Origin of the sequence: Micromonospora sp. LOL_023 (genome assembly GCF_048060115.1) — a bacterium.
Taxonomy (GTDB): Bacteria; Actinomycetota; Actinomycetes; order Mycobacteriales; family Micromonosporaceae; genus Micromonospora_E.
This window is the reverse complement of record NZ_JBHMIM010000055.1, coordinates 1-19445: the sequence shown is the minus strand read 5'-3', so window position 1 is coordinate 19445 and position 19445 is coordinate 1. Positions and strand designations below refer to the sequence as shown.

At 70.3% G+C, this 19445-nt stretch carries 20 protein-coding genes and 1 pseudogene; 12 read left to right on the top strand and 9 right to left on the bottom strand.

Features of this window, described 5'->3' with window-relative positions; translation table 11 throughout:
* Positions 1 to 4: 4 nt before the first annotated feature.
* Positions 5 to 307: a hypothetical protein gene (locus ACFHVL_RS24895; RefSeq protein WP_416630858.1), complete on the top strand. Its 303-nt coding sequence runs from the start codon at positions 5 to 7 to the stop codon at positions 305 to 307.
* Positions 308 to 340: 33 nt separating this feature from the next.
* Here ACFHVL_RS24895 and ACFHVL_RS24890 read toward each other — a convergent pair whose 3' ends face one another.
* Positions 341 to 1699, bottom strand: a complete 1359-nt coding sequence (locus tag ACFHVL_RS24890; RefSeq protein ID WP_416630857.1) for a hypothetical protein — start codon at positions 1697 to 1699, stop codon at positions 341 to 343.
* 99 nt (positions 1700 to 1798) lie between these two features.
* Here ACFHVL_RS24890 and murD point away from each other — a divergent pair, with 99 nt between their 5' ends.
* The 4 genes from murD (at position 1799) to ACFHVL_RS24870 (ending at position 6419) form a co-directional block, all read left to right on the top strand.
* Complete coding sequence (gene murD, locus ACFHVL_RS24885; RefSeq protein WP_416630856.1) at positions 1799 to 3220, top strand: UDP-N-acetylmuramoyl-L-alanine--D-glutamate ligase; 1422 nt, start codon at positions 1799 to 1801, stop codon at positions 3218 to 3220.
* Positions 3221 to 3226: 6 nt separating this feature from the next.
* The gene (locus ACFHVL_RS24880) at positions 3227 to 3466 is read left to right on the top strand and encodes a hypothetical protein (protein ID WP_416630855.1); all 240 of its coding nucleotides are present in this window, start codon (positions 3227 to 3229) and stop codon (positions 3464 to 3466) included.
* Positions 3467 to 3609: 143 nt separating this feature from the next.
* On the top strand, positions 3610 to 4920 hold the full coding sequence (locus ACFHVL_RS24875) for an aspartate aminotransferase family protein (RefSeq protein WP_416630854.1): 1311 nt from the start codon (positions 3610 to 3612) through the stop codon (positions 4918 to 4920).
* Positions 4917 to 6419: a CoA-acylating methylmalonate-semialdehyde dehydrogenase gene (locus tag ACFHVL_RS24870; protein ID WP_416630853.1), complete on the top strand. Its 1503-nt coding sequence runs from the start codon at positions 4917 to 4919 to the stop codon at positions 6417 to 6419. The genes ACFHVL_RS24875 and ACFHVL_RS24870 overlap by 4 nt, the downstream gene beginning before the upstream one ends.
* A 423-nt stretch (positions 6420 to 6842) precedes the next feature.
* Here ACFHVL_RS24870 and ACFHVL_RS24865 read toward each other — a convergent pair whose 3' ends face one another.
* The 3 genes and pseudogenes from ACFHVL_RS24865 to ACFHVL_RS24855 all read right to left on the bottom strand — a co-directional run.
* On the bottom strand, positions 6843 to 7037 hold the full coding sequence (locus ACFHVL_RS24865; RefSeq protein ID WP_416630852.1) for a DUF397 domain-containing protein: 195 nt from the start codon (positions 7035 to 7037) through the stop codon (positions 6843 to 6845).
* Entirely contained in the window at positions 7034 to 7681 is a 648-nt protein-coding gene (locus ACFHVL_RS24860; protein ID WP_416630851.1) for a DUF5753 domain-containing protein, read from the bottom strand. Before ACFHVL_RS24860 ends, ACFHVL_RS24865 begins: the two co-directional genes overlap by 4 nt.
* A gap of 17 nt (positions 7682 to 7698) precedes the next feature.
* Positions 7699 to 7860, bottom strand: a pseudogene (locus ACFHVL_RS24855) (helix-turn-helix domain-containing protein); the annotation flags it as partial.
* 451 nt (positions 7861 to 8311) lie between these two features.
* Here ACFHVL_RS24855 and ACFHVL_RS24850 point away from each other — a divergent pair.
* The 3 genes from ACFHVL_RS24850 to ACFHVL_RS24840 are packed head-to-tail and all read left to right on the top strand — an operon-like array spanning position 8312 to position 13145.
* A complete protein-coding gene (locus tag ACFHVL_RS24850) occupies positions 8312 to 9262 on the top strand; it encodes an endonuclease domain-containing protein (protein ID WP_416630850.1) in 951 nt (316 codons plus the stop codon).
* Entirely contained in the window at positions 9259 to 9936 is a 678-nt protein-coding gene (locus ACFHVL_RS24845; protein ID WP_416630849.1) for a hypothetical protein, read from the top strand. The genes ACFHVL_RS24850 and ACFHVL_RS24845 overlap by 4 nt, the downstream gene beginning before the upstream one ends.
* A complete protein-coding gene (locus ACFHVL_RS24840) occupies positions 9933 to 13145 on the top strand; it encodes an ATP-binding protein (protein WP_416630848.1) in 3213 nt (1070 codons plus the stop codon). The genes ACFHVL_RS24845 and ACFHVL_RS24840 overlap by 4 nt, the downstream gene beginning before the upstream one ends.
* A gap of 1283 nt (positions 13146 to 14428) precedes the next feature.
* Here the strand turns inward: ACFHVL_RS24840 and ACFHVL_RS24835 are convergent.
* From ACFHVL_RS24835 to ACFHVL_RS24825, 3 genes are read right to left on the bottom strand one after another with little or no spacing between them, the layout of a single operon-like run.
* The gene (locus ACFHVL_RS24835) at positions 14429 to 15169 is read right to left on the bottom strand and encodes a hypothetical protein (RefSeq protein ID WP_416630847.1); all 741 of its coding nucleotides are present in this window, start codon (positions 15167 to 15169) and stop codon (positions 14429 to 14431) included.
* A 10-nt stretch (positions 15170 to 15179) separates the two neighbouring features.
* The gene (locus tag ACFHVL_RS24830; protein WP_416630846.1) at positions 15180 to 15506 is read right to left on the bottom strand and encodes a hypothetical protein; all 327 of its coding nucleotides are present in this window, start codon (positions 15504 to 15506) and stop codon (positions 15180 to 15182) included.
* Positions 15503 to 16030, bottom strand: a complete 528-nt coding sequence (locus ACFHVL_RS24825; protein WP_416630845.1) for a hypothetical protein — start codon at positions 16028 to 16030, stop codon at positions 15503 to 15505. The genes ACFHVL_RS24830 and ACFHVL_RS24825 overlap by 4 nt, the downstream gene beginning before the upstream one ends.
* 267 nt (positions 16031 to 16297) lie before the next feature.
* On the opposite strand from ACFHVL_RS24825, the gene ACFHVL_RS24820 reads away from it, so the two are divergent.
* Both ACFHVL_RS24820 and ACFHVL_RS24815 read left to right on the top strand, forming a co-directional pair.
* On the top strand, positions 16298 to 16738 hold the full coding sequence (locus ACFHVL_RS24820) for a hypothetical protein (RefSeq protein ID WP_416630844.1): 441 nt from the start codon (positions 16298 to 16300) through the stop codon (positions 16736 to 16738).
* A complete protein-coding gene (locus tag ACFHVL_RS24815) occupies positions 16735 to 16899 on the top strand; it encodes a hypothetical protein (RefSeq protein WP_416630843.1) in 165 nt (54 codons plus the stop codon). The genes ACFHVL_RS24820 and ACFHVL_RS24815 overlap by 4 nt, the downstream gene beginning before the upstream one ends.
* A 194-nt stretch (positions 16900 to 17093) precedes the next feature.
* Here ACFHVL_RS24815 and ACFHVL_RS24810 read toward each other — a convergent pair whose 3' ends face one another.
* On the bottom strand, positions 17094 to 17288 hold the full coding sequence (locus tag ACFHVL_RS24810; RefSeq protein WP_416630842.1) for a DUF397 domain-containing protein: 195 nt from the start codon (positions 17286 to 17288) through the stop codon (positions 17094 to 17096).
* Complete coding sequence (locus ACFHVL_RS24805; protein WP_416630841.1) at positions 17285 to 18106, bottom strand: DUF5753 domain-containing protein; 822 nt, start codon at positions 18104 to 18106, stop codon at positions 17285 to 17287. The genes ACFHVL_RS24810 and ACFHVL_RS24805 overlap by 4 nt, the downstream gene beginning before the upstream one ends.
* A 102-nt stretch (positions 18107 to 18208) precedes the next feature.
* On the opposite strand from ACFHVL_RS24805, the gene ACFHVL_RS24800 reads away from it, so the two are divergent.
* Together ACFHVL_RS24800 and ACFHVL_RS24795 are read left to right on the top strand one after the other, a co-directional pair.
* A complete protein-coding gene (locus ACFHVL_RS24800) occupies positions 18209 to 18823 on the top strand; it encodes an HIT family protein (protein ID WP_416630840.1) in 615 nt (204 codons plus the stop codon).
* 289 nt (positions 18824 to 19112) lie between these two features.
* Positions 19113 to 19379 carry a hypothetical protein gene (locus ACFHVL_RS24795; RefSeq protein ID WP_416630839.1) on the top strand — a complete coding sequence of 89 codons (267 nt, stop codon included), beginning with the start codon at positions 19113 to 19115 and terminating at the stop codon, positions 19377 to 19379.
* Positions 19380 to 19445: the final 66 nt, after the last annotated feature.

Here is a 19445-nt window from a genome sequence, read left to right as displayed (position 1 = left end):
GACCATGGACGTCTATCAGATGGGCCTGTCGGTCGAGGTCCGGGAGTTGCTGGACGCGACGGCGGCCGAGATGGTCGAGTTGTTCGGCATCTCGCGTGCCGAAGCCGTCGCCCGGATCAACGAGCAGTGGCACGGGCAGGACTTCTCCGGTGACGACGAAATCGTCCTGCACGAGGACCGGCACTACTGGGCGATGATCATCTACTTCGGCGAGGTGCCGGACTGGAGCGACGACGCCGACCGGTCAGACTGGGTTGCCCGGCCGGCGCCCTCCCGGCAGTCCGGCCACTGGACGACCGAAACCTGAACCCGGGGTGTGGTGTGCCGGCGGTGGCGGGTCTCAGCCCAACGCGGTGAGGACCTTCGCGTACGCCGCCGGCACGTGGTGCGGACCGCCGGGCAGCAGTACGTCGGAGGAGTCGATCGCCGGCCAGGCCTGCTCCGGCACCGCCGCCATCAGCTCGGCCACCAGCGGCGCGTCGCGCCACTGCGGCGACTCGGCGAGCATCCGCAACGCCACCAGTGACTCCTCGACCTCACCGACACACTCGAACGGCTTGTGCCCGTCGACGCCGATCAACTCCCGGAAACCGGCCAGCTGGGCCGGGTCGGCCAGCAGATCCACCCCGAAGATGCCGACCAGCCGGTCCCGCTGCATGAACGGCGCGAACGCCAGGAACACGAACCGGCACTTCGGGCAGGCCCCGCACCAGCGTTCGCTGCGGTCACGCAACTTGAACGCCGCGTTGCAGCTGGTCACCACCGGGTCGTAGCCGGTCGACGCCGCGTACAGCTTGGCGATGTGCAGCTCGGACAGGGTCCGCAGCAGCGAAAAGTACGGCTCGGTCAGCCCGGCATGGCCGCGTAGCGCGTCGCGCAGCAGCCCTTCGGCCTCGACACCCTTGGACCACTGATGGTTGATCTCGTGTCCGTTCCAGATCAGGTTCGGATCGGAGGCGGACCGTTCGTTGGACATCACCACCGGGCCGAGGCCGTGCAGCACCGCCGTACCGACCGCGATCAGCGAGTTGATCGCGGTCACCGGGATGTGCCCGTTGTACGCCCCGGACGCGTTGAGGTTGAACAACCGTGGGTCCAACGCCCGGCGCGCGGCCAGCGCGGTCAGCCCGGACGCCGCGTTGACCGCCACGATCACCGGATTCGGATTGACCGAGAACGGCACCGGGTCGAACCCGGCCCGACGCAGCGCCTCCAACGACACGATCGAGTCCTTGCCGCCGCCGACCGCCGACAACGGCCGCCGGTCACCGGTGTCCACCGGCTCCGGCGGTGCCGGCGATCCGTCCGGCAGCACCGGGGTGAGGTCGAGCACGTGCGGCAGCTCGTTGCGGTACGCGTACTCGGCCAGGCCCTTGGTGTAGGCGGCGGTGACCAGCGCGACCGCCTCGGGCCCCAGCGGTGCCGGCGCCACCAGCGCAGGCGGGGCCGCCGCCTTGTAGTAGCTGACCCCGGCGACCAGGTGCAGCAGCTCCAGCACCCGACGGAACGTCGACCCGGGCCCGGTCGGCGGCGGGGTGGCATCCTGCGGCATCGGGAAGGTGATCCGCTCGACGAAGGTCAGCTCACCGCCGTCACCGCCGGTGAGCGCATAGCCCAGCTCGGCCACCCCGGTCACCGGATCGAACTCCAGCGTTGGAAAGGTGAACGCGGTGCAGCGTCGCAATTCGTCGCGGGTCACCCATGCCTCCTCCACTGATCACCGACCAGACATACTAGTCCCGGTTTGCGCCCATGATCCGGCGCCCGATGACATGCTGGCCGTTGGAGGAGATGACCGGTGCGCCTGGCTGACCTGCGTGGCCGATCCGTCGCGGTGTGGGGCACCGGCCGCGAGGGACGGGCCGCGGTGACCGCGATCGCCGGCCAGGCCCCGGCCGCCCTGGTCGCCGTCGACGACAGCGCGACCGCCGCCCCGCCGGACTGGGATTCCGACCTCGCGCCGCTGCACACCGGCGAGGACGGCTTCGCCCGGCTGGCCGCCGCCGACGTGGTGGTCCGTTCGCCCGGCGTGCCGCAGACCCACCCGTGGGTGGTCGAGTTGCGTGAGCGCGGCGTGCCGATCACCGGCGGCACCGCGCTGTGGATGGCCGACCACGCCGCCCGCACCGTCGGCGTCACCGGCAGCAAGGGCAAGTCCACCACGTCCAGCCTGATCAGCCACCTGCTGACCGCACTCGGCCGGCCGAACGCCTTCGGCGGCAACATCGGCGTACCGCTGCTGGCCATGCCCGAAGCCGACCTGTACGTGCTGGAACTCTCCTCATACCAGTGCAGCGACCTGACCGACTCGCCCCGGATCGCCGTGCTGACCTCGCTGTTCCCGGAACACCTGGACTCGCACGGCAGCGAGGAACGCTACTACGCCGACAAGCTCAACCTGATCGCGCACGGACCGGAAAAAATCATCTTCAACGGTACGGATCTGAGGCTGGCCGCCCGTCTCGGTGACTCCGCCCGGTTTGGTGACTCCGCTGCCGTCGGCGTCGGTCGGCCGGATTCCTACCACCTGGCACCCGGGCCGGACGGTCGGCCGTACCTGCACCGGGTCGGCGAGCCGCTGTTCGCCCGGGCGGTGCTGCCGCTGGCCGGCCGGCACAACGAAGGCAACCTCTGCGTCGCGCTCGCCGTACTCGAATCCCTCGGCGTCGACTGCGTCGCGCACCGTGACACCATCGCCGACGCGGTCGCCGGCTTCGCCGGCCTGCCGCACCGGCTGGCCGAGATCGTCGACCCGTCCGGGTTGACCTTCGTCGACGACAGCATCTCCACCAGCCCGTACTCGGCGATGCACGCGATCGACGCGTACGTCGGCCGTCCGCTGACCGTCATCGTCGGCGGCACCGACCGGGGGCTCGACTACACCCCGCTGCGCGACCACGTCGCCGACCTTGAGCTGACCGTGATCGGCGTGCCGGACAGCGGGCCCCGGATCCTCGACACCCTGGCCGGGCTGCCCGGCGTACACACCGCCCTCGCCGACGACGTCCCGGCGGCGGTCCGGCTGGCCCGCGAACTGACCCCGGCCGGCGGCGTGGTGCTGCTGTCCCCGGCCGCCCCCAGCTACGGGCACTTCCGCAACTTCGAACACCGCTCCGAGGTCTTCGCCGCAGCCGTCCACGACACCGCACCAGTTCGGGACGCCGCACCCGGCAACTCCGCAGTGCCGGCAACGGCGGCGCGCGGAACCGGTGCTATATAGGACGGCATGATTCGTGACCGGGTAATCGCCTGTCTGCTGTTCGCCGTCGCCTTCGCCGGGCTGGTGATGCAGCGGATGTCCCCGTTCAGCGACTTCCCGTGGGCGGTGGAGGCCGTGGTCGCCGTCGCCGCCGTGACGAGTGGCCTGACCGGTGTGTGGTTGTGGGTGCGCTCGGCGCGGCAACGCTCCAGCGGCGCGGAGGCGGAAGTAGAGGCAGATGCGGGGGCGAGCGCCTCGAACGACTGAGGCGAGCCGCAGGCCGCAAACCAGCCCAGGGACGGACTGTCAGGTCGAGCCGGGTCGGCCACTACAGGCTGGCAGTTGCCGACACCCGTCGGCGGTGGGAAGGTGCATGCACCGACTTACCCCGGGGAAGGGTGGCGCCGCCGATGACCGCCAACGACCTGCTGGCCCGGCACCGGGCCGTGCTGCCCGACTGGATGCCGATCTACTACAGCGAACCCCTGGAGATCGTCTCCGGCTCCGGCCGGCGGGTCACCGGCGCAGACGGGCGCAGCTACCTCGACTTCTTCGGCGGGGTGCTGACCAACATGATCGGCTACGACATCCCGGAGATCCGCGAGGCGGTACAACGCCAGCTCGCCACCGGCGTCGTGCACACCTCCACCTTGTACCTGATCCGCCACCAGGTGGAGCTGGCCGAACGGATCGCCGCGCTGTCCGGGATCGCCGCCGCCCGGGTCTTCTTCACCAACTCCGGCACCGAAGCCAACGAGGCGGCGCTGCTGGCCGCCACCAACCACCGCCGATCGCACCAGATCCTCGCCGTCCGCAACAGCTACCACGGCCGGTCGTACGCCACGATGGGCATCACCGGGCACCGCAGCTGGTCCGCGAGCGCACTCAACCCGCTGCAGGTCGCCTGGCTGCACTCCGGTGACCGGCTGCGCGGCCTGCTGGCCCGGCTCGGCCCCGACGAGCAGCTCGACGCCGCCGTCGAAGACCTGCGCGAAGTCCTCGCCACCCAGACCGCCGGCGACGTCGCCTGCCTGATCGCCGAGCCGATCCAGGGCGTCGGCGGCTTCGTGCACGGCCCCGACGGGCTGCTCGGCGAATGGAAGAAGGTCCTCGACGAGTCCGGCATCCTGCTGATCTCCGACGAGGTGCAGACCGGCTGGGGCCGCACCGGCGAACACTTCTGGGGCTACCAGGCCCACGGCGTCGTCCCGGACCTGCTGACCTTCGCCAAGGGCATCGGCAACGGCTTCGCCCTGGCCGGCGTCGTCGGCCGCGCCGATGTGCTCAACTGCGTACCGGCGATCTCGTTCTCCACCTTCGGCGGCAACCCGGTCAGCACCGCCGCCGGCGTCGCCGTGCTCGACTACCTGCGCGACCACGACCTGCAGGCCAACGCCGCCCGCACCGGCGAGCTGCTGCGCACCGGGCTGGTCGAGGCCGCGTCGCGGCATCCGATCGTCGCCGAGGTGCGCGGCAAAGGCCTGATGCTGGCCGTGGAGATCGTCCGGCCCGGCACCCGCGAACCGGACCCGGCCGCGACCACCGCCGTATTCGAGGCCTGCCGCGCCGGCGGGCTGCTGGTCGGCAAGGGCGGCCTGTACGGCAACGTGCTGCGGATGGGGCCACCGTTGACCCTCACCGAGGACGAGGCCCGCGAAGGCCTGGCGATCCTGGTCGACGCGATCGCGTCGGTCTCGGCCACACAGGGGGCGACGGCATGACCCGGATTCCGCACTTCGTCGACGGTGCCCGTACCACCTTGGAAGCCGGCGCGGACGGTCGCCACGGTGACGTGTTCGACCCGGCGACCGGGCAGGTCGCCGCCACCGTCGGGTTCGCCACCGCCGCGCAGGTCGACGCCGTCGTGCAGGTCGCGGCGCGGGCCGCCCGCGACTGGCGCGACGTGTCACTGTCCCGGCGGGCCAACGTGCTGTTCGCCTTCCGGGAGATCATCAACGCCCGGCGCGACGAACTCGCCGCTACGATCACCGCCGAACACGGCAAGGTCCTCGCCGACGCCGCCGGCGAGGTGCAACGCGGCCTGGAGGTCGTCGAGTACGCCTGCGGCATCCCCGCGCTGCTCACCGGCAACTTCAGCGAGAACGTCTCCACCGAGGTCGACTCGTACAGCCTGCGCCAGCCGCTCGGCGTCGTCGCGGTCATCTCACCGTTCAACTTCCCGGCGATGGTGCCGCTGTGGTTCGTGCCGATCGCCGTCGCCTGCGGCAACGCTGTCGTGATCAAACCGTCCGAGAAGGACCCGTCGGCGGCGGTGCTGCTCGCGCAATGGTTCACCGAAGCCGGCCTGCCACCGGGCGTCTGCAACGTCGTGCACGGCGACCGCGAAGCCGTCGACGCACTGCTGGACCATCCGGGCGTACGGGCGGTGTCGTTCGTCGGCTCGACCCCGGTGGCCCGGCACGTCTACCAGCGGGGCACCGCCGCCGGCAAACGGGTCCAGGCCCTCGGCGGGGCGAAGAACCACATGGTGGTGCTGCCCGACGCCGACCTCGACCTGGCCGCCGACGCGGCGGTCAACGCCGGATTCGGCTCGGCGGGGGAGCGGTGCATGGCGATCTCCGCCCTGGTGGCGGTGGAACCGGTCGGCGACGACCTCGTTGCCCGGATCGTCGAACGACTCGGCAAGATCCGTACGGGTGACGGCCGCCGGCCCGGCTGCGACATGGGCCCGCTGATCACCGCCGCGCACCGCGACCGGGTCGCCGGCTACGTGGCCGCCGGCGCCACCGACGGCGCCAAGGTCGTCGTCGACGGCCGGGGCGTGTCGGTCGACGGCGACGCCGCCGGCTTCTGGCTCGGCCCCACCCTGCTGGACCAGGTGACCCCGCAGATGTCGGTCTACACCGACGAGATCTTCGGCCCGGTGCTGTCGGTGCTGCGGGTCGACTCGTACGACGCCGCGTTGGAGCTGGTCAACGGCAACCCCTACGGCAACGGTACGGCGATCTTCACCAACGACGGCGGCGCCGCCCGGCGCTTCCAACACGAGGCGGAGGTTGGCATGGTCGGCATCAACGTGCCGATCCCGGTGCCGATGGCGTACTTCTCGTTCGGCGGCTGGAAGGCGTCGCTGTTCGGCGACACCCACGCCCACGGCCGCGACGGGGTGCACTTCTTCACCCGGGGCAAGGTAGTGACCAGCCGCTGGCTCGACCCCCGCCACGGCGGCGTCAACCTCGGCTTCCCCACCCAGACCTGACCAATTCCCTACCGCAATGGCGAGATCTTCACGGGCCATCTTGTAGCCCTGCCGTCCGCCCTACCGCTGTCCGCCGCGAGAGGTCCGTCGTGACGGCCGTGAGCGTGGACCTCTCGCGGAGCTGTTCTCCCTGTTCAGATGCTGTTTGATTGTGGACGATCGCCGTTGTGGGCGGTTGGGGGAGCCCTCGGTCGGAGGACCTCTCGCGGACCGGTGGTTCCGCCGCAGGTCAGGAGGGGTAAAATTTCGACCCTGTCGCAGCTCTCTCGGGAGCTGGCCTTCTTCATCGAGGCACCGCCACATCAGGACGGCGGTTGTCCAGCGGCACGTCGTAGCTCTCTCGGGGGCTGCCTTTCATTGGTGCAGGTAAGGCGGTGGGGGCCACCTCGGGTACCGAGGTGGCCCCCACCACCGTGAGTTGGGTCAGTGGGGGAGGGTGTGGGTCTGTAGGGCGGTGGTGAAGGTGCCCCACTGGGCGGTGCTGAAGGTCAGGGTGGGACCGGTGCGGTCCTTGCTGTCGCGTACCTCGGCGCGGCCGGCGTGCCGGCGTGCTTCGACGCAGGCTCCACCGTTGCCGCCGCTGCGGCTGGAGGTGAACCAGGGGGTGTCAAGCTTCATGCCAGGTGCTCCTCGATCGGGATCGACTGCTCGCGGACCTGTCGGAAAATCCGACGGTACTCCGCCAACTCTTCCGGACGCTCCAGGTATCGAGCGCCCACATGGGACTCGACGTAGGCAATGTCGGGGTCGTCGGGATCGGCGAAGTCGAGCAGAATGAACGGGCTGACCATCGCGGCGTGGGCTCCGGCGGACCAGGGCAGGACGCGGATCTCCACCCGTACCCGTCGACCGACGTTGGCCAAGTGGGCGCGCTGCTCGGCCATGACTGCCGGGCCGCCGACCTCGCGGGCCAGCGCGCCGGCACCGAGGACTGCGACGATCCGAGCCGGATCCGCGCGGTCGTAGTAGGAGATCTGTCGGTCCAGCCGCAGCGACACCAGTCGCTCAATCTGTTGCTCGGACGCCTGCGGGTCAGCGGCCCGGAACACCGCCCGCATGTAGTCCGGCGTCTGCAACAGACCGTGGACCAATTCCGGATCATAAAGCTGGATCTCGGTCGCGGCGGCTTCGAGGCCGACGTACAGCTGAAACCAGTCCGGTACGGCGTCGCCGTGCGACTCCCACCAGCCGTGCTCGCGCAGGCACCGGCGAGCCGGGTCAGCGCGTCCGTCGTTTCCGGGTCCGCTCCGTAGAACCAGCACAGACCTCGCACCGTGTTCATCTTGACCGGGAACTTGCCGTTCTCGATGCGCCACAACGTCGTACGGGAACAGACCTTGGCCCGCTCCACCTCATGCTCGGTGCGGGCTGCCTCCTCGCGTAGTCGGCGTAGTCGCCGCCCCAGCTGACGGCGCACCACAGTCGGTCCGGTGACCGGCATCGCTTCACCTTCCTCTCATTCGACACCACCACCCATGCCGATGTTTCAAAATGAAACACGGGGCCGGGTTGGCCGCCGAATTCACACGTCAGAGCCGTGACGGGTCGGCGTCCACGATCGAGTCTGCCGTACCCGGGCGAAAAATGTGGTCCGCCACCAGGAGGAAATCGACGCGGGTTCGGGGAGAAAGTTGATCAACGTTGGGTGGCGGTCGCCGAGCCGGCCGATCATCCGCACCACTCATCCGGTCCGGGCGATGGGTTGATCTGATGCCCATTGATCAGCTGCCGGCCGGTGCCGGCCGGTGGCGATACACCGACGTTCGGATGATTGCCGATTCGATCAATGCCCCACCACTATGGGGGCCGACTTCTCACGTTAGGCGGGGTCGTTGGTCATTTCGCTCTCGGAGCTTCCGACTGATCAGGTGGTGTGGATCAGGCACCTTCGCATGGGCGACTGGGACCGCGTGGTAGCGACGTCGCCGGATTCTCCGGCGGTTGTCGTGCACCGTACCGCCGGGTTGTCGAGCCAGCAGGCGACCGTCGCCGCCGTCCTCGACGACATGGAGGCGACCGCCGGCCAGCTGTTTCCCGCCTGGCTGCCGGGGGCCGAAGGGATCACGACGTCGGCCGGCGCCGCGCCGGTCGCCGTACGAACGCTCGCGGTCGCCCACGCGGCCGCCACCGCCCAGTCCGGCCCGTTCCTCGCCGACCTGGCGGCCGCTGCCCTGACCGGATCGACGGCACACACCCGCCGGCACCAGCCCGAGGTGCGGGCACGCGGGCTGGCCCGGGTCCTCGCGGCCAGCTTCGACCGGCCGGCGTGCGCGTTGGTGCTGCGGCCGCCCGATCACCTCGACGTGGCGGCGACGCTGGCGCTGGGCCAGGCGGCGCAGTGGCTGGTCGACCACGGCCGACTGACCGTCTGGATCGACAGCGATTCGCCGTACGGCATTGAAAGTCGGCCGCGTGCGACGGAGCCTCCGCCGGTGGTCCGCCCGCGGCGTCAGCCGCGCGTCGGCGGACGCCGGACGCCGAGCGTCGTCGGCAAGCCGCATCCGACCAGCCGCGCCGAAGTGGTGCTCGAAACCGCCCTGGCCCGCCGGACCTGGGCCGCCGGCCGCGCCTGGAACCACACCGTCAGACCGGGGCCGTTGGTCAACCCCGTCCGGGTCGATCTGCTCTGGAAACGGGAACGCTGTGTCGTCGAGATCGACGGAGATGACCATCGGACGGCGGGGAAGTACACCGAGGACCGGCATCGCGACGTGATGATCCAGCTCAACGGGTACGCCGTGCTCCGCTTCACCAATTCGCAGGTGCTCGGCGATATCGACAACGTGCTCGTACTCCTGCAGCAGTTTCTCACCAACCGTAGGCGCACCGGGAAAGGCCGTTGAACATGTCGGACGAGAAGTTGACCATGGTCGAGACATCGGCGTTGCTGATCCTCCTGGCCGAGGCCGGCCCGGTGCCAAATACCAGCCTCACCAATGATCATCGCTGTGAGCTGAAGAAGCCGTCCCGGGAAAAGCTGGCGCGGTTGAAACTGATCGAGGTCGGCGGCACGCCACGCCGGCTCGTGCTGACGTTGAGTGAAGCGGGTTGGCGGCGCTGCCGCACCGAACTTGCCACCGGATCACCGCCACCCGGATCGGGCGCCATCGGCGGCGCGCTCTATGCCGTACTCCTGCGATTGGATCGTTTCCTGACCGCGCAGCAGCTCAGCCTCGGCGACTTCGTGACCGCCTCGGACGCCCCCGCCGCCAACGACCTACCGGCCGTGCCCGGCGCGCCGGCAGCGGATGAGCCGGCTGTCGAGGAGCGGGTGCTGGCGGCGTACCACAAGGTCGCCCGCCGAACCGGCGACCTGGTGAACCTTGCCGACCTGCGCGACCTGGTCGACGACCTCGATTCGGCCGACGTCGACGCGGCGCTGCGCCGGCTGCACCGTCGACCCGGCGTCACCCTCGTGCCGGAAGCCAACCAGAAGGCCCTCGACGCACGGACCCGGGCCGCCGCCGTGGTAATCGGCGACCAGCCCAAACACATGATCACCATGGCGGCGTCATGACCGAAGCGGCGCTGAAAGCCCTCACCCATCTGCAGTTCAACTACACGCCGACGATGAACGACGTCTGGAAGCGGGCGGCGTCCCACGTCGACGGGCTGCACACGGACGTGCTCCGGACCATCCTCGACGGACTGGCGCTGGCGAAGAAGAGCCCGGACACCAGCCCGATCGGCGTCGCCGTGCGGGGCCAACGCGGTGCGGGCAAGACCCATCTGCTCAGCCGGGTCCGTGAGCTGACCCAGCTCGACGGCGGCTACTTTTTCCTGATCAACCTGCTCGACGCCAACGCCTTCTGGCGCAGCGCCGCCGTGTCCATGGTCGATGGCCTGCACCAGCCGGTAGACGACGATGGCACCACCCAGCTGCAGGTGTTCCTGCAGCGTCTCGCCGACGGCCTCGAACTGTCCGTGGTGACCCGGATGGCGGTGACCGGCCGGGCCCCGATGACCGTGGACCGGCTGGACGAGTTCGTGGCCGCCCTGGGCAGGTCCAACCGTCGGATCGGGATCGGCTGCCGGGACACCGCCCGCGCGCTGGCCCTGCTCGCCGGCCTCGACCCGCGAGCGCAGGACGTTGCCAACTCGTATCTGCTTGCCAACGACGAAGCGGAGCCCGGTGAACGGCTCGCCTGGGGCATCCGGCCGGCCCGACGGCTGCCGCAGGAGATGGTCTCGGACGTGTCGCGCCTGCTGGCGCTGACCGGACCTTCGGTCATCGCGGTGGACCAGGTCGACGGCCTGATCGCGCAGGTGGCCAACCGCAGCCACGCCGCCGGCCAGCCCGGCACCGCAGGCACCAGCACCGGTTCCGGTTCCGAGGAGGACGGCTGGCGCGCGGCGGTCTCGATCGACCAGGTCGCCAGCGGGCTGATGGAGCTGCGGGAGCTGACCTGGCGGACGCTGACGGTGCTGTCGTTGCTGCCTGTCTCCTGGGCGTTGATCAAAAGCAACGCCGTCGACACCGCCCAGGACCGGTTCCGGGAAACCGCCCCGCTCGAATCGATCCCGGACGCCGACCTCGGCCGGACCCTGGTCGAGCGCCGGCTCGCGGCACACTACGGCGAGGTCGGGTTCGTGCCGCCGCACCCGAGCTGGCCGGTGCGGCCCGAAGCGTTCGCCGACGCCGCCGACTTCACCCCACGCCAGCTGCTCATCAACGTCGAACGGCACATCCGCGCCTGCGTCCGCGACGGCCAGGTCACCGAGATGACCACGCTCACCACAGCCGCCGCCGAGAAGTCGACCGCCGAGGCGAAACCGACGCCGACGGCACCGGAACCGGCCGCTGCCGGCCCGTCGTCACACAAGCTCGATCAGCGGTACGCCGAACTGCGCGCGGAGGCGCAGGTAGCCGGACTGCTCGAGCCGGCCAACGAGGACACTCAGGTGCCGCAGCTGCTCGCCGCCGGCCTGCGCGCGTGGACCTGGGAAAGCGCGGACACCGACTTCGACCAGGACACGATCCCGGTCCGCCGACCGGTCCTGCACGCCCGGCTGCGGCGCACCCTCGACGACACGACCGGCGACGATGCTCACTGGGCTTTCCGGGCCATCGCCGCGCAGCACTACAACGCCGAGCTGTCCCGGCTGCGCAACGCGTGCGACGCCGCCGGGTTGGCCCACGAGGTCGCCAACCGGCGACTGTTCATCCTGCGCAACGACGAGTGGCCGCGAACTCCCGCAGTACGCAAGGCGGCCGAAGACTTCGTCGCCGCCGGCGGGCAGACCCTGCCGGTCACCGAGGACGACCTGCGTAGCCTCGTCGCGCTGCAAGCGCTGCTCGCCGAGGAACCGGACGGCCTGCAGGCATGGCTGGCGGACCGGCGCCCCGCCTCGCGTACCGCGTTGTTGTCGACCGCGCTCGCCGACGCCGGCCGCGAACCGGCCGCCGACGGACCCGGCCCTGTCGTCGCTTCCGAACCAGCCGCCGAGCCAGCCGGTGTGCAGCTGCGGGTGGGTGCCGACTTCGACCACGGCGATCCGGTACGGGTGGAGCTGGCTGCTCTGCGCAAGCACGTCGCCATCTTCGCCGGCTCGGGCTCCGGCAAGACCGTCCTGATCCGGCGGCTGGTCGAGGAGTGCGCGCTGCTTGGCGTATCCGCGATTGTCCTGGACCCCAACAACGACCTCGCCCGGCTCGGTGACCCGTGGCCGGAACCGCCGGCAGCGTGGGGCTACGGCGACGCGCGGGCCGCCGCCGACTACCTCGACGCGACTGACGTCGTGGTGTGGACGCCGGGTCGGGAGGGCGGCCGACCGTTGACGTTCCAGCCGCTGCCGGACTTCAGCGGCGTACGCGATGACCCTGACGAGTTCACCCAGGCGGTGGACAGCGCCGTCGACGCGCTGGCCCCACGCGCGAAGGTGGCCGCCACCACCGCGAAGGCGATGCGCGGGCAGGCCGTCCTGCGGCAGGCGTTGCGCCACTACGGCCGCCACGGTGCCACGGCGACCCTCGCCGGCCTGATCGCCCTGCTCCGCGAGCTGCCCGACGGGGTCAGCGAACTGGCCGGAGCGGCGTCGATCGCCGCCGACCTGGCCGAGAACCTGGAGGCGGCGCGGATCAACGACCCGCTGTTCGGCGGTACGGGGGAGTCGGCCGACCCGGGAATCCTGCTCACCCCCGCTCCGGGCAAACGCGCCCGCGTCTCGGTGATCAGTTTCGTCGGTCTGCAAGGAGAGGAGAAACGGCAGGGCTTCGTCAATCAGCTTCAGCTGGCACTCTTCTCCTGGATCAAACGCAACCCGGCCGGTGACCGACCACTCGGCGGGCTGCTGGTGATGGACGAGGCGCAGACCCTCGCACCCTCCGGGCCGATCACGCCCTGCACCCGCAGCACGCTGATGCTCGCCTCCCAGGCCCGCAAGTACGGGCTCGGCCTGGTCTTCGCCACCCAGGCACCGAAAGGCCTGCACAGTCAGATCCCCGGCAACGCGGCGACCCAGTTCTTCGGGCTGCTCAACGCGCCGGTGCACATTGAGGCGGCCCGCGAGATGGCCCGGTTCAAGGGCGGCGACGTGCCGGACATCTCCCGGCTGAGCAGCGGACAGTTCTACGTCGCGGTCGAGGGCCAGCCGTTCCGCAAGGCCCGTACGCCGCTCTGCCTCACCCACCACCCGGCCAGCCCGCTGACCGCCGAAGACGTCCTCACCCGCGCCCAGCAGAAGATGTCGCCATCGGACGCTATAGTGTCGCCGCCCGTCGAGTAACCCTCGCCGTCGACCGCGCCGGATGCCGTTCCGCCGACCTTGCGTACGGCCGCCGGCCCGGCCTTGGCCGCCGCGACGCCGGCGGCGGCGACACCGACCGGTCCGGCGGCGGTTCCGGCCCCCGCCGCGCCCGCGCCGGCCGCGCTGGCACCCGCACCTGCGCCGGCCGCACTGCCGGCAGCACCAGCTCCCGCCCCGGCCGTCCCGGCACCCGCTCCTGCGGTTCCGGCACCTGCCGCGCCGGCCCCGGTGGCTCCACCGCCGGACGTGCCGGGTCCGCCGGAGGGTCGGGGAGCTGGCGTGGGCGCGGATGGTGTGGCACCGCCTGGGCGACTCTGGCCGCCGCCGCTTCCTGCGCTGCTGGACCCGCCGCCGGAGCCGCTGAGGCGTACCGCGCCGGAGGCGACCTGTCCGGCGCTGGAAGCCGCGGTGACCGCCATACCGCTGGAGCCGCCGCCGCTGGACAGCACCGTCACGGCCGGGGCGATGAGCCGCATCAGGGCGGGTAGCGCGACGATGGCCATGACAAACATAGTCAGACCGGTCAGCAGGTCGGTCAGGCTGGCGCCCTCACCGCCGAGCCAGAACACGGCGGCGTAGATCGTGGCGGCGGCCGGCTTGTAGAGCACCAGGGCACCGACCCACGTCAGGTACCGGCTCCGCACCTGGCCGCCCACGGCGGCGGCTGCTGGTAGCAGACCGGCCAACAGGATCAGTCCGGCGTTGCGGGCGAGTAGCAGCAGGAGCTGCACCATCGAGGACAGGAACAGCATGATCGAGATGCCGATGGCCGCCAAGGCTGGCAGCGCGCCCGCCGGGGGTGCGGGAACGGCGGCGGGAGCGAGCAGCAGGAGCCGTCCGCCGAGGTCACCGTTGGCGGAGGCGGAGAGGATCCAGTCCGAGTAGGCGTCACCGATGCCGACCAGGAGCTGTATCGCAGGCACGCCGGCGGCGGTCAGCAGCACCAGGCCGATCAGGTTCTTGCCGAAGACCCCGGCTTCCCGGCCGTTGCGTTCCAGCGCCATCTTGATGGCGGCGAACAGCACCGCGCCGACGGCGATCGCCGCGACCGCCCAGTTGGTGTAGGCGCGCAGGTTCGCGACCACCCCGGATGTCTGCGACACCTCCGGGGTGGGGATGGACAGCCAGCCGGCGACCAGGGCTTTCAGCATCTCCGCAGCGGCCAACGACGCCTGCTCTGCCAGCTCCTCGAGGAACCGGCCGGCGGTGCCCTGCAGGATCTCGCCGGGGATGCACATCGGGTCCAGGATCGGGGTGCACACCTACTGGGCTCCCCACTCGACGACACCGGTCAGGTCGGTGGTCTGCCGGTTGATCGACGTCCACGCGCCGCCCGGTGGGGCGACCATGCGCCAGTCTCCGTCGCGCCACCGCAGGGTCAGCGACAGCACGTGCCAGCGGGGCGTGCCGGCCGACGGGGCGCGGAAGGCCAGACCGATCACGGCGGTGTCCGGCGTGTAGGACTGGAAGGAGAAGCCGGCGATCTGGCTGAGCTCGCCGGGCCCCGCCGGGGTGTCTGCGGCGTCGCGCAGTGCCGCGAGGAGCCGGTCGCGGTCCGCGTCGGGCTCGAACTGGCCCTCGATGGTCGGCTCCCACGAGTCACGGCCGGAGGAGAAGCCGGCCCGGACGGCGAGTTGCGCTGCGGCGATCAGCGCGCCCTCGGGGGTGTGCGCGTATCCGGCGGCGGTGCCGTCGCCGACGCGGGTGGGCCCGGCGGTGTCGCTGACGGGTACGGCGGTCTGGCCGACCAGTTCCCACCGCACGTCGGCCGGCGGCGTGGTCGGCGCAGCGGTGGGCAACGGGTTCCCCGCAGTGGGCTCGGCTGCTGGCGGCGCACTGGTGGGCGGTGGGGCGTCATCGTCGTTGTCGGTGTCGCGGGATGACACCGCGACCAGCACGCCGGCGACGACGACGATCAGGACCAGGGCGGCGGAGGCGATGAAGCCAGGGCGGGTCCACGGCGGGCGGTCGGCGAAGTCCTGGGAGTCAGACGAGCGAGGCATCGACGTTCCTTCAGATCAGTGCGGAGACCACCGCTGACGCGCTGCCGATGAGGACACAGGCGGCGAAAACCCAGCCGAGCTGGGAGATGTTGGTGTCGTCGCCACGGCGGTGCGACAGGGCCATCTTCGCGGCGGTGAAGATGACGCCGGCGACGCAGGCGGCGGTGGCCAGGTAGGCGACCCACTGCAGGAGCGTGAGGACCTTGTCGGCCACGCCGGGTGGCGCGACGCCACCTCCCGGGTTCGGTACCGGTCCGACCGGAACGCCGGTCGGGTCCTGCAGGGGCAGCGCTGAGATGACGTGGAGCAGTTGGTCGACGTAGGTGATCAGGGTCATCGTTGTCCGTCCTGGGGGGCTTGAATCCTCTGCCAGATCGCGGTGCGCAGCGCCTCGATGTCGGGGGAGGCGCCGATGTCGTGTGGATCGTCGGCGGCGAGCAGCGCGTCGATCCAGCCGACGCGCCAGACGTGCGGGGCCCATCCCCGCAGCAGGCGTAGCCGGTCGGTGGCGATGCGCGGTGGGCGTCGCGGTGAGGCGTCGACGGCGACCAGGCCGTGGAGCGTCATCACGTTGGCGAGGCCCGGCCGCCGCCACTGCTCGATCGCGCCGGTGGCCGCCCAGGTGCCGGCGGCGGAGGCCCGGCAGACCAGCACCACGTGAGTCCGCGGCATTGTCGGCGTGGCTATGGGCCAGCTCCTGCCGAAGTCCAGCCCGAAGCCGACGAGTCGGGCCAGTGTGGTCACCCCGGCGCCGCCGTGACATCCGACCCACCACACCGGCGGCCAGGTGGTGAGATTCTGTGGAATCGCGGCGAACGGCAGCGGCGGTGCGAGACCGGGCCGCGTGCGGGCGACCTTCACCAGCGGCTCCATCGCCCCGCGCGGGGACCCTCCGTCATTTGATGCCTCCCCCGTGTTGCAAGATCACTCACGAGTACCGAACAGTAGCACCGTGTTTCAAAATGGATCTATCGTGTTTGCTCTGCCGCGATAGGACTGGGAAAGACACCACAGGGGAGACGTCGAATGGCACGCAGAGCACGCGATCGCACACGCATCCGTTACTTGAGTGGTGTCGTTCTGGCGGCGGCATTGACGGTCGGCTGTGCACCGGCTGGGGGGTCGGGCGTGCCGGGGCCGGAGCGCAGCGGCCCGGTCTACCCGACGATCCCGGCCGCAGAGGGATTCTCGCCGCCGGTGGGTGAGCAGCCGGGCGGGGATGGCCACGATGTCGGTGCGCCCGTAGCTCCTGCGCCGCCGGTGCAGGCGGCGCCTGTCGCGGCGGCGTTCGCTACGGCGTGGGCGCGACCCGACCTGACGGCGCAGGCGTGGTGGCAGGGGGTCGCGGCTCTGTGTGACGACGGGTTCGCCGCCGCGCTGCGGACTGTCGACCCGGCGCAGGTGCCGGCGACGCGGGTGACGGGTCAACCGGTGGTGGTCGAGGCACCGGAGGCGGGTGCGGCGGTGTACGACGTGCCGACCGATGCGGGCACGTTGACGGTCACGCTGTCCGACGTCGGTGGCCGGTGGGTGGTGACCGGGAACGACTTCAGCCGGGCGGTCCGATGAGCCGGCCGCCGATCGCGTTGAGTGTCGCGGTCGTGGCAGTGGTCGCGTTGGTGTGCGGCGGCATGGTGGGTATGCCGCTGTTGCTGTTCGGCCAGGCGCAGGCGGAGGCTGCGGCGTGTGAGGTGCCCCTATCGGCGTTTCAGCACATCCGTCCTCGGTGAGTGCTGCCCCCGCGTTGACGCAAATGCGAAAGGAAATCTGAGTGCGTTCGTTGGATCTTGCTGTGTTGCTGGCCGCCGGGTCGCCCGGTGGGTCGAGCTGTCTGATGTCTCGGGAGTTGCCCTTCACTGGTGCGGCAGGGCGGTGGGGGCTGCCTCGGGTACCGAGGCAGCCCCCACCGCCGTGGGTTGGGTTGTCAGTGGGGGAGTGCGCCGGTTTGCAGGGCGGTGGTGAAGGTGCCCCACTGGGCAGTGCTGAAGGTCAGGGTGGGGCCGGTGCGGTCTTTGCTGTCGCGTACCTGGGCGCGTCCGGCATGCCGGCGGGCTTCGACGCACTGACCACCGTTGCCGGCGCTGCGGCTGGAGGTGATCCAGGGGGTGTCAGATTTCATCGTAGGTACTCCTCGATCGGGATCGACTGGTCGCGGATCAGTCGGAAAACTCGACGGTACTCCGCCAGCTCTACAGGACGCTCCAGGTAGCGAGCGCCCATATGGGACTCGACGTAGACCACGTCCGGGTCGTCCGGGTCGGCGAAGTCCAGCACAGTGAAAGCGCCCGCGAACGCGGCGTGGGCACCAGCGACCCCGGGCAGGATTCGCACTCCCACTCGGACCCGGCCGCCCATGCTGGCCAGATGGGCGCGTTGCTCGGCCATCACGGCCGAGCCGCCGACCTCGCGAGTCATTGCACCCTCTCCGAGGACCGCGACGATCCGGGCCGGCTCCGCACGGTCGTAGTAGGAGATCTGCCGGTCCAGCCGCAGTGACACGAGGCGCTCGATCTGCTGCTCGGAGGCCTGCGGGTCGGCGGCCCGGAACACCGCCCGCATGTAGTCCGGCGTCTGCAACAGACCATGGATCAACTCCGGATCGTAAAGCTGGATCTCGGTGGCGGCGGCTTCGAGGCCGACGTACAAGCGAAACCAGTCCGGCACGGCGTCGCCGTGCGATTCCCACCAGCCGTGCTCGTCGCAGGCACCGGCGAGCCGGGTCAGCGCGTCCGTCGTCTCCGGATCCGCTCCGTAGAACCAGCACAGGCCCCGTACCGTGTTCATCTTGACCGGGAACTTGCCGTTCTCGATGCGCCACAACGTCGTACGCGAGCAGACCTTCGCCCGCTCCACCTCATGCTCGGTGCGGGCTGCCTCCTCGCGTAGTCGGCGTAGTCGCCGCCCCAGCTGACGGCGCACCACAGTCGGTCCGGTCACCGGCATCGCTTCACCTCTCTCTCGCCCGACACAATCACCGCCCGTGCCAATGTTTCAAAATGAAACACCTGGTCGGGCTGGTCGCCGGATCACCACGTCACAGTGGAGACAAACCGGCGTACACGTAGATTCTGCCTTATCGGGAAGGGAAACGCGGGCCGCGACAATGGTGAATTCGACGGAGATCATGATGGGATGGATGAGCCAGACGGGCTGCCGCGGCAGGTCAAGCGTCGCAGGCTGCGGACAGGAGGGCACAAGGTGGATCTTCATGAGGACTTGTCGGTGGACTGCCTGTTCTGCCGGCGTGATGATGAGCAGCTCAACCGCATCTCGTATCAGAACTCGACCTGCTTCGCCCGGCTGGACAACTTCCCGGCGGCAGAGGGGCACACCGAGATCGTTCCGAAGCGCCATGTCGAGTCATTCTTCGATCTCACTCCGCAGGAGTTGCTGGACGCGTACGCGCTGATCTTGACGGTGCGCACCGACCTCGCCGCGCGGCTGCGGCCGGATGGGTTCACGATCGGGATCAACGAGGGTCGCGCGGCCGGGCGCAGCATCGACCACCTGCACATCCATGTGATTCCCCGCAGGTTCGGCGACGTCGAGGACCCAGCCGGCGGCATCCGGCAGATTCTGCCGAACTGCCACCCACAGACGTGGGCGGCCGCGACGGCCGAAGCGCTCCACCGGCCTGATCGGCTGCTGCGCTGAGCGGCGCGCGTGCGCCCAGGGCCGGATCAGTGTCGTGCCGGACCACGGCGACGCAGCCGGCGAACTCGCCCTCGCGGTTCGCGACGTGCTGCGGCAAGAGCCTGCCATGCCGGGGACGCGACCGGTCACCCCGACGGTCGTTTATCACCGGGAGAGCCTCATCGACTGCCATATCTTCCTCACCGCCCGACGACATCGCCCGCCAGCCACACGGCCTCGTACTGGACACCACGTTCCTGCCGGCAGTTGCCGTGCTGCGGGCAGTCCTTCACCATCTGGGAGCGCCCCGATGACCTCGCCCGCGAGCTTCTCCGATGAACCGACCCGGGTCGCCGCGCTCGTCAATGCCTTCCTCACCGGCCAGTCCGGCTCGGTCCTCGGCGACGAACTTGGCCCGCACGCCACCCTCACCACCGGGGCCGACGCACGCGACGATTGCGCCATCTACGACCTCGACGGTCCGGTCACCCTCGTCGTCGGGTCCGATTACGTACGCGGCCCGAAGTTCGCCCTCTACGAGCACGGTCTGCTCACCAACTTCGACATCGGCTACTGAGCCTTTGCGAGTAACGGTCCGCGACTGGGTGTAGTGCCGGTACTCGGCTCAGGTGGTTCGGTTGTG